The 13,151-nt window shown below is 64.6% G+C and carries 16 protein-coding genes; 12 read left to right on the top strand and 4 right to left on the bottom strand.

The genetic code is table 11. From position 1 onward, the window contains the following. Positions 1-272: 272 nt before the first annotated feature. From HAP40_RS31705 to HAP40_RS31690, 4 genes are all read right to left on the bottom strand, one after another. Entirely contained in the window at positions 273-908 is a 636-nt protein-coding gene (locus HAP40_RS31705) for a MarR family winged helix-turn-helix transcriptional regulator (protein WP_166813861.1), read from the bottom strand. A gap of 768 nt (positions 909-1,676) precedes the next feature. Next, positions 1,677-3,002, bottom strand: a complete 1,326-nt coding sequence (gene fliI / locus HAP40_RS31700) for a flagellar protein export ATPase FliI (RefSeq protein WP_166813863.1) — start codon at positions 3,000-3,002, stop codon at positions 1,677-1,679. 36 nt (positions 3,003-3,038) lie between these two features. Further along, positions 3,039-3,767: a flagellar basal-body rod protein FlgF gene (flgF, locus tag HAP40_RS31695; RefSeq protein WP_166813865.1), complete on the bottom strand. Its 729-nt coding sequence runs from the start codon at positions 3,765-3,767 to the stop codon at positions 3,039-3,041. A 3-nt stretch (positions 3,768-3,770) separates the two neighbouring features. Continuing rightward, positions 3,771-4,559 carry a DUF1217 domain-containing protein gene (locus HAP40_RS31690; protein WP_166813867.1) on the bottom strand — a complete coding sequence of 263 codons (789 nt, stop codon included), beginning with the start codon at positions 4,557-4,559 and terminating at the stop codon, positions 3,771-3,773. 142 nt (positions 4,560-4,701) lie between these two features. On the opposite strand from HAP40_RS31690, the gene motA reads away from it, so the two are divergent. The 12 genes from motA (at position 4,702) to flgI (ending at position 13,088) form a co-directional block, all read left to right on the top strand. After that, positions 4,702-5,598, top strand: a complete 897-nt coding sequence (gene motA, locus HAP40_RS31685; RefSeq protein WP_166813869.1) for a flagellar motor stator protein MotA — start codon at positions 4,702-4,704, stop codon at positions 5,596-5,598. Further along, positions 5,595-6,536: a flagellar motor switch protein FliM gene (locus HAP40_RS31680; RefSeq protein WP_166813871.1), complete on the top strand. Its 942-nt coding sequence runs from the start codon at positions 5,595-5,597 to the stop codon at positions 6,534-6,536. Before motA ends, HAP40_RS31680 begins: the two co-directional genes overlap by 4 nt. Continuing rightward, entirely contained in the window at positions 6,517-6,828 is a 312-nt protein-coding gene (locus HAP40_RS31675; RefSeq protein ID WP_166813873.1) for a hypothetical protein, read from the top strand. The genes HAP40_RS31680 and HAP40_RS31675 overlap by 20 nt, the downstream gene beginning before the upstream one ends. Positions 6,829-6,904: 76 nt before the next feature. After that, positions 6,905-7,294, top strand: a complete 390-nt coding sequence (fliN, locus tag HAP40_RS31670; RefSeq protein ID WP_166813875.1) for a flagellar motor switch protein FliN — start codon at positions 6,905-6,907, stop codon at positions 7,292-7,294. Between the two features lie 2 nt (positions 7,295-7,296). Beyond that, positions 7,297-8,337: a flagellar motor switch protein FliG gene (locus HAP40_RS31665; RefSeq protein WP_128956040.1), complete on the top strand. Its 1,041-nt coding sequence runs from the start codon at positions 7,297-7,299 to the stop codon at positions 8,335-8,337. A 13-nt stretch (positions 8,338-8,350) separates the two neighbouring features. Then, on the top strand, positions 8,351-9,436 hold the full coding sequence (gene flhB, locus HAP40_RS31660; protein WP_166813877.1) for a flagellar biosynthesis protein FlhB: 1,086 nt from the start codon (positions 8,351-8,353) through the stop codon (positions 9,434-9,436). 87 nt (positions 9,437-9,523) lie between these two features. Further along, complete coding sequence (gene flgB, locus HAP40_RS31655) at positions 9,524-9,904, top strand: flagellar basal body rod protein FlgB (protein ID WP_166813879.1); 381 nt, start codon at positions 9,524-9,526, stop codon at positions 9,902-9,904. A gap of 11 nt (positions 9,905-9,915) precedes the next feature. Next, positions 9,916-10,332: a flagellar basal body rod protein FlgC gene (gene flgC, locus HAP40_RS31650; RefSeq protein ID WP_060735083.1), complete on the top strand. Its 417-nt coding sequence runs from the start codon at positions 9,916-9,918 to the stop codon at positions 10,330-10,332. 2 nt (positions 10,333-10,334) lie between these two features. Next, the gene (locus tag HAP40_RS31645) at positions 10,335-10,664 is read left to right on the top strand and encodes a flagellar hook-basal body complex protein FliE (RefSeq protein ID WP_166813881.1); all 330 of its coding nucleotides are present in this window, start codon (positions 10,335-10,337) and stop codon (positions 10,662-10,664) included. Positions 10,665-10,682: 18 nt separating this feature from the next. Next, positions 10,683-11,471 carry a flagellar basal-body rod protein FlgG gene (gene flgG, locus HAP40_RS31640; protein WP_166813882.1) on the top strand — a complete coding sequence of 263 codons (789 nt, stop codon included), beginning with the start codon at positions 10,683-10,685 and terminating at the stop codon, positions 11,469-11,471. Positions 11,472-11,484: 13 nt separating this feature from the next. Next, positions 11,485-11,961, top strand: a complete 477-nt coding sequence (flgA, locus tag HAP40_RS31635) for a flagellar basal body P-ring formation chaperone FlgA (RefSeq protein WP_166813883.1) — start codon at positions 11,485-11,487, stop codon at positions 11,959-11,961. Beyond that, positions 11,958-13,088: a flagellar basal body P-ring protein FlgI gene (gene flgI, locus HAP40_RS31630; protein ID WP_166813884.1), complete on the top strand. Its 1,131-nt coding sequence runs from the start codon at positions 11,958-11,960 to the stop codon at positions 13,086-13,088. Before flgA ends, flgI begins: the two co-directional genes overlap by 4 nt. Positions 13,089-13,151: the final 63 nt, after the last annotated feature.

The following is a 13,151-nucleotide window of genomic DNA, read 5'->3' as shown; positions in this document are numbered from 1 at the left end:
AGAGACGCTCGTGATCAGCGATACGCTGCGGCCTGCCGGATTCCACGCGGAGCCCGCCATCAGGTTCGCAAGGCGAGACCCGGTGGCGAGGAATGACAGTGGTGATTCGAGGACCGAGCCGCTGCGCCACACTCCGTCATTGCGAGCGGAGCGAAGCAATCCAGGCTACTGATTCCGGATTGCTTCGCTGCGCTCGCAACGACGAGGAGAGATCGCGCAATGACGTCGTCCTGGCCAAGCGCAGGACGACACGCGACAGGCCCGCGTGCGACTCACCTCTGGCTTGCCACGCGGGCGCGATCGAGATGCTCCTCGATCTTCGGACGGTCGCGGGTGCGCTCGAAACTCGTGCACAGCAACTCCGTCTCCTCGAGCGACACTGGCGCGCGATACAACCGGCACATGAACTCGGCCGTCGTGCGTCCCTTGCCGGTGCCCGGGCCGCGTTCGGCGAGGAACATGCAGTCCCGGCAGATGCTGGCGTCGAGGCGCTGATGGGCCGTGTCGAGATGATTGAGAACCTCCCGCAGCGAGTCGCGCAGCTTGACGCATTCATCGGTCCCGAGCGACCTGACCGCATTCATCACGTGATTGATCGGGTCGTGCTGGCTCAGACATTTCTCGCCCTGCGCGGTGACGTGGAGCACGACGGAACGCTTGTCTTCATGCGACGGCTTGCGCACCAGGAAGGACTTGCTCTCGAGCGTCTTCACGATCTGCGATGCCGTCGCCCTGGTGGCGCCGATGAAGCCCGCAAGCGCGGACGGCGTGCGCGAGAATCGATTGGCGCGGCCGAGAAAGCGCAGCGCCATCCATTCGCGATCGCGCAGTCCATGCTGATTGCCTTCGAAATACCAGGCTCTCGCCGCTTGAACCAGCAGCTCGACGGCCTCTCGCGCCAATGGCATGGATCTACCTCGTCCCCGGAACATCGTCTGCGGCGTCCCGAAGCCGCGTTGCGTCCTGGCGCGTGGTCCGGCGCGAAGGGCTGCGTCGCTGATGGCGCGCCAACAGCGTCATCGCCGCACGGGAGCCCGAGTTGCCGTCGCCTGCAGACGATGGATCGGAGTAGTTCAACCGGAGCCCCTGAAGTTCAAGTCACAAGCAGACGTTTCTTGTGTATTCCGCGGAAACGATGAATGAGCTTCTCAACAAAATCAAGTCAAGACGGTCTCGAAGATCGGATGTCGTCGCAGGGGAATGTAATGTTCAAGACAATCGCACGCTTCCGAACACATGATGGTGAACGCAGTACGCTGTACGTCGAACACGCACGCAATTGTGCGACAGTTTGATTTCGCGGACGTCGTTGTCTGTCGTTGATGCGAGTTGATCGAAGCTTGTGCATGACGAGGATGAGCATCGCGAGGTCATCCACAACTTGTACGATCCGTCAGGAATATTCAAGGGAACTTGCAGGAATTGCACGCGCCGGTTGTTGTCGCCTCGGGCGCGGAATCGCCCGTCTGGTCGGGCCAGCCTGCTCCTCCCACCCGGACGGTGGATGCGCGAACGATGAAAGCCGGTGACGGTCATGCCTTTGCATGCGCTGGATGCGTGGCGGCATGCGCAATCATCTGTCGAAAACATGAGGCGATGCGCGCTTGCGCTGCGCTCCGGGACATCAGCGGGAAAAGTGTGCAGCTGCCAAACGCGATGATGATTCTCGTCGCGCTTCAGTCGCCCTTGAGCATGTCCCGGAGCTCGCGGAAAGGATCGGCGCTCGGAGCAGCCGACGCGTCCTGCCGCATCGCGTTGTAGATTCTCGGGACCATGTCGACCGCTTGATCGAGGCCCGAATCGCGCCCCGACTGGTACCCGCCCATCAGGCGAAGGTCGCGCGTGTCCTCGTATTTAGCGATCATGGCCCGCAGTTTGCTCACCAAGTCGCGCTCCTCGGGATCCCAGACGTTATGGGCGAGGCGGGAGACCGAGGCCAGGACGTCGACGGCCGGATAGCGCGCCTGGTCGGCGATGTGCCTGGAGAGCACGATGTGCCCGTCGAGCGTGCTGCGGATGGTGTCGGCGATCGGCTCGTTGTGATCGTCGCCGTCGACCAGCACGGAGAAGATCCCGGTGATCGTGCCGGATCCCTCCTCGCCGGGGCCGGCGCGCTCCAGAAGGCGCGGCAGATCGGTGAAGACGGTCGGCGCGTAGCCACGCGCGACGGCGGGCTCTCCGGCGGCGAGTGCGACCTCGCGGGCGGCGTGGGCGAAACGGGTGATCGAATCGACCATCAGCAGAACCGATTCGCCGCGGTCGCGGAAATACTCCGCCACCGCCATCGCCGTCTTCGGCGCCAACCGCCGCATCATCGGGCTTTCATCGCCCGTGGATACGATTGTGACGGCGCGATGACGGTCGGTGCCCAGCACGTCCTCGATGAACTCGCGCACCTCGCGGCCGCGCTCGCCGACCAGCGCCAGCACGACGGTGTCAAAACCCTGGCTGCGCGCCAACATCGCAAGCAGCGTCGATTTGCCGACGCCCGAGCCGGCGAAGATGCCGACGCGCTGGCCGGCGCAGATCGGCGCGAACAGGTCGATGACGCGCACGCCTGTGCGCAGCGGCCTGTGCACGCGCGCGCGCTTCATGGCCGAAGGCGCCTCGGCTTCCGCGGAGACCGCACGCGACCCCGGCGTGAGCGGACCCTGTCCGTCAAGCGGCGCGCCGAGCGCATTGATGACGCGGCCTTTCCAGCTCGGATCGGGCGCAAACGACAGCGGCGGCATCCGGTAGGCGACCGAGCCGAGGCCACCGGCGAATTGGCGGTCGAAGGGCTTGGCGATGATGCCCTCGCTGTCGATCCGCACCACCTCGCCGATCTGGGGCTTGCCGGCCGAATTGACGCCGATGAGCTCGCCGAGCCTGACGAAGCGCGACAGGCCGGACACGCGGAAATGCGTCGGCGCGATCTCGGAGATCGCGCCGCTGACGCTTGCCAGGGGAGTGCTCTGCTGAAGCTCCAGCAGCGCCCACTCGAGTTGCCGAAGAGCGTTCAAGGAAACCGTCCAACCTCAATGCGCGCGAGGCGCAGCCTATTTGCCGGGTTCGCCCAGCGTCCGGATTGCATTCTGGAGCGAGCTCTCGGTGCCTTCGATCATCGAATTGGTGCCGTCGAAGGCGCGCGAGGCCGCGATCAGCTTCGTCAATTCCATCATCGGATTGGCGCCGGAGCCCTCGACATAGCCCTGCTTGAAGCCGTCGCGGGAGAAGTCGGCGATTGCGGTTGCGGGCCGGTCGGGCGTGACGCCGGAATTGCCGTAGCGCTCGAGATTGGCGTCCGCGGGAATGTTGAACAGGCCGATGGTGCCGATCTCGTTGTTGTCCTGGCTGATCGCGCCGCTGCGCGCGATCGAGACCGGACCGCCGTTCGGGTCGAGCGTGATCTGCGCGCCGCCGGCATCGACCACCGGGAAGCCCGACACGGTCTGAAGGTCGCCATTGGGAGCGATCTGGAGGCGACCGTCACGCGTATAGACCGTGCCGTTCGGACCGGCAAAGGCGATCCAGCCCTGTCCGACCACGGCGACGTCGAGCGGGTTGCCGCTCTCGGTGATGTTGCCCATCTCGCGGGAGATGATGTTGTCGCCGGGCGAGGAGAACGCGACCGGGTTCGCGCCCGCTTTCGACAGCACGGTCTCGAACTTGACGACGTCGGTGCGGAACGCCGCGGTGTTGACGTTGGCGACGTTGTTGGCGATCGTCTGGAGGCGCTTTTCGAGGGCGACCTGCGCCGACAATCCCACATAGAGAGCCGATTGCATGGCTTACTTTCCGAAGCGGATGGACTGAAGTTTCGAGAGCATGTCGATATCCATGCCGGCCATCGACGAGGCGCCGCCGATCAGGACCAGCGCCGGATTGGTCGAGTTGTCGCTCTGGGCCTGGGTCGCATCCCACATCGCGGCGAAGCGCTGCACGAACTTGGTGACCTTGGCCGGATCCTGGAAGTCGGTGAGCTTGATCTTGTCCGTGATCATCTTGGCCTGGGCGTCGATGTCGGCCGCGCTGATCGTCGACGGCAGGCCGAGCGCGGTCTGAACCACTTGCGTCAGCGCCTTGTCGGCGAGGATCTGGTAGGCCGTGGTGACGGTCGAGGCCTTGCGGGTGAAATAGAGCGCCAGCCGCAGGCCCTCGTTCTGGTCGCCGGCCTTCTGCTCCATCGTCTGCCTGATGTATTGGGTCGCCGTCCCGGTCGTGGCCTGGGCCGTCTGGGTGGCGCTGCCGCCGAGGGCGGCGAAATTGAAGGCCGCCGCGAATTCGCGGTAGCGGACGTCGGTGAGCTTGTTGGCGAAGGTGTTCTTGTTGCCGACGCCTTCGGTCAGCACCTTGCGCATGAACGCCTTGGCATAGGTCATGTCGCTGAGGCCATAGGCCTTCATCGCATAGGAGTAGAGGCGGTAGTCCTTCAGGAAATCGTCGATGGTTTTCACATTGCCGATGTGACTGAGGAAATAGTCGGTCTCGCGGCTGACGTCGGGCTGCGTCGCGACCTGCGTCAGCGACTTGCCCATGTCCTTGGTCAGTCTGGTGTAATCCGCGATGGTGGATAGCATGACACGCGTCCCTCCGGCCACTTCTGCGGCACCGTCTCAAGCTGCCGCGAAATGCTTGCGCGGGGCTGGCGGGACCGAAGCCAGCTTCGCGCAAGGCTCGCCGACTAGATATTCCCGGTGGGATCGGTGATGGAGCGGCGCGTTGGGCAGTTTCGTGGGGATTTTCATCACGGTGGCGGCACTGCTCGGCGGATTTGCCGCCATGGGCGGACATCTGGCCGTGCTCATGCAGCCGTGGGAGTTCGTGATCATCCTTGGCACCGCCGTCGGTACCTTCATCGTGGCCAATCCGTGGAAGACGGTGGTGGACACTGGCGTGGCCTGCATGCAGGCCATCACCGGCGCGGTGCCCGGCGAGCGCTATTATCTCGATCTGCTCGGGGCGCTCCATGCGCTGATGCGAGAGCTGCGCGGCAAGGGCCGCAACGAGGTCGAGGCGCATATCGACGATCCTGCCTCCTCGGAGATCTTCAAGGCGTTTCCGAGCGTGCTCTCCGATCCCGCGCTGCTCCAGTTCATCTGCGACTATGTCCGCCTCATCATCATGGGGAATGCGCGCACGCACGAGATCGAGGCGCTGATGGACGAGGAGATCCACACCATCGTGAAGAGCAAGCTGACGCCCTACCATGCGCTGGTGGTGGTGTCCGAGGCGCTGCCGGCGCTCGGCATCGTCGCCGCGGTGCTCGGCGTCATCAAGGCCATGGGGGCGCTCGACCAGTCGCCGAAGCTGCTGGGCGGCTTCATCGGCGCGGCGCTCGTCGGCACCTTCGCCGGCATCTTCCTGTCCTACGGCATCATTTCGCCCTTCGCCCTGAAGATCAAGATGACGCGCGAGAAGAAGTGCCGGCCCTACATCATCGTCAAGCAAACGCTGCTGGCGTTCATGAACGGTGCCATGCCGCAGATCGCGGTCGAGCACGGCCGCAAGATGATCGCGAGCACCGAGCGGCCGTCGATCGACGTCGTCGAGAACGAGACGATTGCAGGTCCCAAGGCCGTCCCGACCGAGGCTGAACCGAAGGCTGCCCGCGCATGATGATGGAAGACGTCGAGGTCGATCAGCGCAAGCAGCTGCCGAACTACCTGCTGGACGCCGCCGGCATATCGATCGAACGCATGCCGATGCTCAATGTGATCTTCGATCGCATGGCAGCGTCGTGCACCGACAGCCTGCAGCCGATGGCCGGAACGCCCTGCTATTTCTCGGTCAACGGCATCACCAACGACCGCGTCGGCGACATCATCAAGGACTACGAGGCCAACGCGGTCGCGGCGGTGCTCTATGCCGAGCAGTGGGATTCCCGCATCATCATCATGCTGGACCGCGATTTCGTCTTCACGATGGTCGAGGCGATGTTCGGGTCGGACGGCGCCGAGCCCCCGCTCGACGTCGAACGCGCGTTCTCGAACATCGAGATCCGCCTGGTCCAGGCGCTGTTCGAGCGGTTCGCCAAGGCGCTGCAATCCGCCTTTGCCGGGACCTCCGACGTCACCTTCCGCGTGGAACGGGTCGAGACCGCCATGGCCTCGCTGGCGATCGGGCGAAGCGGCAACATGTCGATCTGCGCGAACATCATGCTGCAGGCGCTTTATCGCGGCGGCCAGATGTTCCTCATCATTCCGCACTCCGCGCTCAACCCGCTCAGGCAGAAGCTCGCCCATGTCGTCGTCAGCGACGGCCGCGCGACCGATCCGCGCTGGCGCGAGCAGATGGAGAGCGAGGTCCACCGGACCGAGGTGACGCTGAGCGCGGTGCTCGACGAGAAGATGATATCCCTCGGCGACGTCGTGAAGTTCCAGGTCGGGCAGGTGCTCGAGCTCGAAGCCACGCCGCGCACGCTCGCCCGGCTCGAAAGCAACAACCAGGTGCTGTTCTGGTGTCAGATCGGCCAGCTCGATGGCTATTACGCCATGCAGGTGGCCGATCCCGTCGATCAGAAACGGGAGTTCGTCGATGATATCCTATCTCGTTGATGCCGTGCTGCTGATTGCGCTCGCCTTCACCAGCATGCGGGTGACCCGGATGCACCGCGAGCTGGCGCGGCTGCGCAGCTACCAGGGAGAATTCTCGACCATCGTCCAGGAGACGGCGGGCGCCTTCGACACGGTCATCAATGCGGCGCACGATTCCACTGCAAATCTCGGACGGCTCGCCAATGTGCTGAGCACGAAGATCGATCAGGCCCACGAGGCGATCGCCGCGATCGACGCGCGGAGCGGGCTCGGGCCCGCCGCGACCGCAGGTGTCGAAGTGAACAAGCATTGAAGCCGAAGTCGGCGAAAGCGATACGTCCAGGACGACGCGGCGCTCCGGCAGCGGAATTACCAAGAGGCGAGACGAAATGGCGCAATCCTTCGACTATGAGACTGCCACGCGAGCATCGGGGTCCGACGAGGGGCATAGCGATGCATCTCCACTGGAGCGGCTGGCGGAGATCGCCGCGCGCACGGCGGAGGAGACCGGCAAGTTCGCCAATGTCGATGCCATCCTGCGCATTCCCGTCACCATGCAGGTGGTGCTGGGATCTGCGACCATTCCGGTGGCGAACCTGATGAAGCTCGGGCGCGGCGCCGTGGTGCCGCTCGACCACCGGGTCGGCGAGCCCGTCGACGTCGTCGTCAACGGCCGCATCGTGGCCCGCGGCGAGGTGGTCGTGGTCGAGGAGGACAATTCCCGCTTCGGCGTCTCGTTGACGGAGATCGTTGGTCCGCTGGGGCAGGGTGACACCTGACCATGGCGGCACAGGTCGGCATCGCTCCCGTCAAGCAGCGAGGCGTTGCAACGCTGGGCGGAACTGAGAAGGTCGCGGCGCTGCTCCTGGCCATGGGCCGGCAGGCGGCCGCGAGCGTGCTTCAGCAATTCGAGCCGCAGGAGATCCGCATCGTCACCAAGGCCGCGGCCGAGCTGCGGCCGATCACGGCGCAGGAGCTGGAGGGGATCGTCGAGGAATTCGCCCAACAGTTCTCGATGGGCGCCAATATCCTCGGCACGCTCGGCGGTCTGGAAGCCGTGCTCGGCGACGTGCTTCCGGCCGACCAGGTCTCGCAGATCATGTCGGACCTGCTCGGCAATTCGAGCCGGTCGGTCTGGGATCGCGTCTCCTCGGTGTCGGAAAACTCGCTGGCAAGCTATCTCTCCAAGGAGCATCCGCAGACCGCCGCGCTGATCCTGTCCAAGGTCAAGCCGGCCTGCGCCGCCAAGGTCATGAGCCAGCTGCCCTCGAGCCTGCGCAACGAGCTGATGCGGCGCGTGCTGAGCCTCAAGCCGATCGTCGACGACGCCATGCGCATCATCGAGAAGACGCTGCACGAGGACCTGACTCTCAACTTCGCCCGCAATCTCGGCGCAGACACCTACGCCCGCGTCGCCGACATCATCAACAAGATGGAGCGCGGCCATATCGAGGACATGCTGAAAAGCCTGTCGGAGAAGCGGCCGAAATCCGCCGAAGTGCTGAAGGAGTTGCTCTTCACCTTCGACGACGTCATCAACCTGACGCCGAAGGCGCGCACCATGATCTTCGACCAGGTGCCGACCGATCGCATCGTCGTCGCGCTGAAGGGGACCGACAAGAACTTCCGCGAGCTGATCCTGTCCTCGGTCGCCTCGCGCGTCCGCCGCGTCGTCGAGCACGAGCTCGCCATCGGCGAGCCGTCGAACCAGCGCGACGTGCTGGAGGCGCGGCGCGTGATCACCGACCTCGCGCTCGAACTCGCGGAGAAGGGTGAAATCGAGCTCAACCCCGAGCAGGAGGATGAGCTGGTCTTCCGCTGACCGCTGAACGGGCATGGCAGAAACATCCGACAAGGAGAGCAAAACAGAAGAGCCGACCGAGAAGAAAGTCCGTGATTCGCTCGAACAGGGCAAAATCCCGGTCTCTCGGGAGGCGTCCATCTTCGCCTCGATGGCGGCGCTGATGGTGATCCTGGCTTTCCTGATCGGCCAGGGCGTGCAGCATTTGACGCCGACGCTGAAGAGCTTTCTCGACGATCCCGAAGGTTTCCCCCTCACGACCGCGGCGGACGCGCAGAATCTGCTCACCGTGGTCGGGCTTCAGGCGCTGCGATTCCTGGCGCCGCTGGTCGTCATCATGATGGCATTTGGCCTGGCTTCGTCGCTGCTGCAGAATGCGCCGCGCCTGGTACTGGAGCGCATCAGACCGGACATGTCGCGCATCTCCCCGGTCAGCGGCTGGAGCCGGCTGTTCGGAACGCAGGGATTCGTCGAGTTCGCGAAGTCGCTGTTCAAGCTCGCCTCGGTGACCGCCGTCGTCGCCTTCGTGCTGCGATCGTCGGAGGCGAAGGCATTCGAGGCGATGTACACCGATCCGGTGGCGCTGCCGGAGATGATCCTCAACATCGCGATGCGGATCGTCTCGGCGATCTGCATTGCGACCATCGTTCTGGTCGCGATCGATCTCGCCTGGTCGCGTTTCCACTGGCGGCGCGAGCTGCGCATGACCAAGCAGGAGATCAAGGACGAGCACAAGCAGGCCGAGGGCGATCCGCTGATCAAGGCGCGCCTGCGCTCGCTGGCGCGCGACCGCTCGCGCCAGCGCATGATCGCCTCCGCCGCGCGCGCGACGCTGGTGATCGCGAACCCGACGCACTTCGCAATCGCGCTTCGCTATAAGCGCGAGGAGAACGCGGCGCCACTCGTCGTCGCCAGGGGTATGGACGTGATCGCGCTGAAGATCCGCGAAGTCGCCGAGCAGAACCGGATTCCCGTCATCGAGAACAAGGCGCTGGCGCGCGCGCTCTACGAGGCGGTTCAGGTCGATCAGATGATCCCGGCGGAATTCTTCCGTCCCGTCGCCGAGATCATCTACTTCCTCCAGTCCAAGCAGGCGGCGCGGTCCGAGAAGGTCCCATAGATTTCCGAGGACGGCGTCGGCTGCATCAGCCTGACGAAAGCTTGCGATCCTAAGCTTGTCCCCAACAGAACATAACGGGGCGTTGTCGTGGGACCGCTTTATCTCTTTGAACTGGCATCGTCGCAGGCTCGGTACCTCGAGCTCCGCCAGTCGACCATCGCCACCAACGTCGCCAACGCCAACACGCCTGGCTTCAAGGCGCGCGACGTCGAGCCCTTCAACAAGGTGCTCGATGGCATGCCGGTCAGGCTCGCGACGACGTCGCCGTCGCACATGCAGCTATCCGCGGCCGAGACAGATACGCGCAAGACCGCCAAGAAGGACAGCTGGGAGGTAGTTCACTCCGGTAATTCCGTCAGCCTCGAGCAGGAGATGATCAAGGGCAGCGACGTCAGTCGCGACTATTCGATGAATTCGGCGATCGTGCGCTCGTTTCACCGCATGGTCCTGTCGAGCGCAAAGGCCTGAGGTGAATTGATATGCTGGACTCCCTACAGTCGTCATTGACGGTCGCAAGCTCCGGGCTCGAAGCCCAATCGACCCGCATGCGCATCGTCTCGGAGAACCTCGCGAACGCGACCTCGACCGGGCGCACCGCCGGAGCCGATCCGTATCAGCGCAAGACCATCACCTTCGATGCCGCGATGGACCGTGCCTCGGGCGCGCAGCTTGCGAAGGTCAAGGAGATCGGGGTCGACACCACGCCATATCGCGTCGAGTACGATCCGGGGCATCCCGCCGCCGACAAGGCCGGCTACGTCAAGCTGCCGAACGTCAACATGATGATCGAGATGGCCGATATGCGCGAGGTCAACCGGTCCTATGAGGCCAATCTCCAGGTCGTGAAACAGGTCAGGTCGATGCTGGGCATGACCATCGATCTCCTGAGGAGCTGACAATGCTTGAGGCAATCTCATCCACGGCGGTCTCCGCCGGACAGGCAGCAAGCCGCGCGGCCGAGACCCAGGCGATCTCGCCGGCGGCGACGACCGCGATCCAGACCGGCGACGAGGTCGGATTCGAATCGGTGATGAAACAGGTGACGACGGACGCGATCGGAACGCTGAAGGCGGGCGAGGCGGCGTCGATCTCGGCGATGCAGGGCAAGGAATCGACGCGGCGCGTCGTGGAGGCGCTGATGTCGGCCGAGCAGGCCTTGCAGACGGCAGTCGCGGTTCGCGACAAGGTCGTGCAGGCCTATCAAGAAGTCGTTCGGATGTCGATTTGATCTGAGGGAGTGACGATCGTGAAATCGCTCGCCATTGCGGCCACGGGCATGAACGCCCAGCAGACCAACGTCGAGGTCATCGCCAACAACATCGCCAACATCAACTCGACCTCGTACAAGCGGGCGCGTGCGGAATTCACCGATCTGTTCTACCAGATGGACCGCATGCAGGGCGTTGCGAACGTCAACGGCTCCTCGCCGATCCCGGAAGGCAGCAACCTGGGCCTCGGCGTCAAGTCGGCGGCGATCCGCAAGCTGCACATCCAGGGCGCGCTGACGCAGACCGGCAACCCCTACGACCTCGCGATCAACGGCCGTGGTTGGTTCCAGGTGCTCGGCCCCAACAACGAGGTGCAATACACTCGCGCAGGCTCGTTCAACACCAACGCCAACGGTCAGCTCGTCACGATCGACGGCTATTTGCTCGACCCCGCGATCACGGTGCCGCAGGGAACGGTCGAGGTCACGGTCAACCAGACCGGGCAGATGTTCGCCAAGCTGGACACCGAAATCAATCCGCGCCAGATCGGCCAGCTCAGCCTCGCCAATTTCGCCAACGAAGCGGGCCTCGAGCCGCTCGGCAGCAATCTCTACCGCGAGACCACGGCCTCCGGCACGCCGGTCGTCGGGCTGCCCGGCGATGCCGGCTACGGCAAGATCAACCAACGCTATCTCGAGGCCTCCAACGTCGATCCCGTCAAGGAGATCACCGAGTTGATCTCGGCTCAGCGCGCCTACGAAATGAACGCCAAGGTCATCCAGGCCTCGGATGAAATGGCCTCGACCGTCTCGAAGGGCATGCGCTAGTTCCGGTGTCTCGATGTTGAACAGGGTGGGCCTGATCATGCGCGGGTTGGCCGCCGTGCTGCTGGTTCTCGTCTCGGCGCGCCTTGCTGCGGCCGAGGAGAAGCGGCTTCCCGTGCCGGCCGTCTCGATCCGTGCGGGCGAGCTGATCCGGGACGACATGATCATCGAGCGCGGCTTCGCGCCGAATCTGCTCGGCGTTGCCATGTTCATCGAAGGACGTCAGGTCCTGGTTGGCCGCATGGCCCGCCGCACGCTGCTGCCGGGCCAGCCGATCCCGACCAATGCGGTGGAGGATCCCTGGACGGTCGCCCGCGGCGCCATGGTCAAGGTCGTGGTGGAAGACAGCGGCCTGTCCATCGTCACATACGGCGCGGCAATGCAATCGGGCGCGGCCGGCGCGCTTATCCCGGTGCGAAACACCGACACCGGCGTGATCATCAGGGGTGTCGTTCAGCCGGACGGCACGGTCAAGGTCGTGGACGGGTCATGACCAGAGTCCTGCTCGCGCTCGTTCTTCTCCTCGTCACCGCCGGTGCCCAGGCCGCCGTCCGCATCAAGGACATCGCCGACATCAAGGGACTGCGCGAGAACCAGATCGTCGGCTACGGCCTCGTCATCGGCCTGAACGGCACCGGCGATACGCTCCGCAATGCGCCGTTCACGGAGCAGTCCCTGCAATCGATGCTCGAGAACATGGGCATCAACGTCAGGAACGAGGCCACGAGCACCAACAATCCCACCCGGCCGACCACCTTGCGCACGCGCAACGTCGCGGCCGTGATGGTGACCGCGGACCTGCCGCCATCGATCGGCGCCGGCGAGCGGATGGACGTGACCGTGTCGTCGCTCGGCGATGCGACCTCGCTGCTCGGCGGCACGCTGGTGATGACGTCGCTGCGGGCGGCGGACGGCGCGGTCTATGCGGTTGCCCAGGGCGCGATCACGGTTGCCGGCTACAGCGTCGGCGGCCAGGCACAGAACGTCAGCCAGGGCACGCCGACTGCGGGACGCATTCCGAACGGTGCGCTGGTCGAGCGCGAGGTGCAGGGAAGCCTCCATGAGATGGACTTCCTGGTGCTCGAGCTCAGGAACCCTGACTTCGTCACCGCAACGCGCATCCTCGACGCCATCAATCGCTACGCCGGCGGCCGCTATCGTGCGCAGATCGCCTTCGAGCGCGACTTCCGCACGATCGTGCTGTCGAAGCCGCGCCACATCGGCCCGGTCCGTTTCCTGGCGGAAATCGGCGAGCTGACGGTCGAGCCGGACACGCCGGCGCGGGTGGTCATCAACGAGCGCACCGGCACGGTGGTGATCGGACGCGACGTGCGCATATCGACCGTCGCCGTGACGCACGGCAATCTGACGGTTCGCGTCACCGAGATGCCTGTGGTGTCGCAGCCGGCGCCGTTCTCGCGCGGCCAGACTGTGGTCGTTCCGCAGACTGTGGTCGAGGCCAACGAGGCCGGCGCGCAGGTGGCGATCCTGAGCGGCGTCGATCTCCAGCGCCTGGTGCGCGGGCTGAACCAGATCGGGCTGAAGCCATCGGGCATCATCGCCATCCTCCAGGCGATCAAGACGGCCGGCGCGCTCCAGGCCGATGTCATCGTGCAATGATGCACAAGCGTCGTGCAAGCTTGGTCGCTCAATGCTCTGGTCTCGACCGAGAATCGCGCGGCC

It is taken from the genome of Bradyrhizobium sp. 1(2017) (assembly GCF_011602485.2).
Taxonomy (GTDB): domain Bacteria; phylum Pseudomonadota; class Alphaproteobacteria; order Rhizobiales; family Xanthobacteraceae; genus Bradyrhizobium.
Note: the sequence above shows the minus strand (reverse complement) of the source record. Positions and strands in the feature narration are given on the sequence as shown.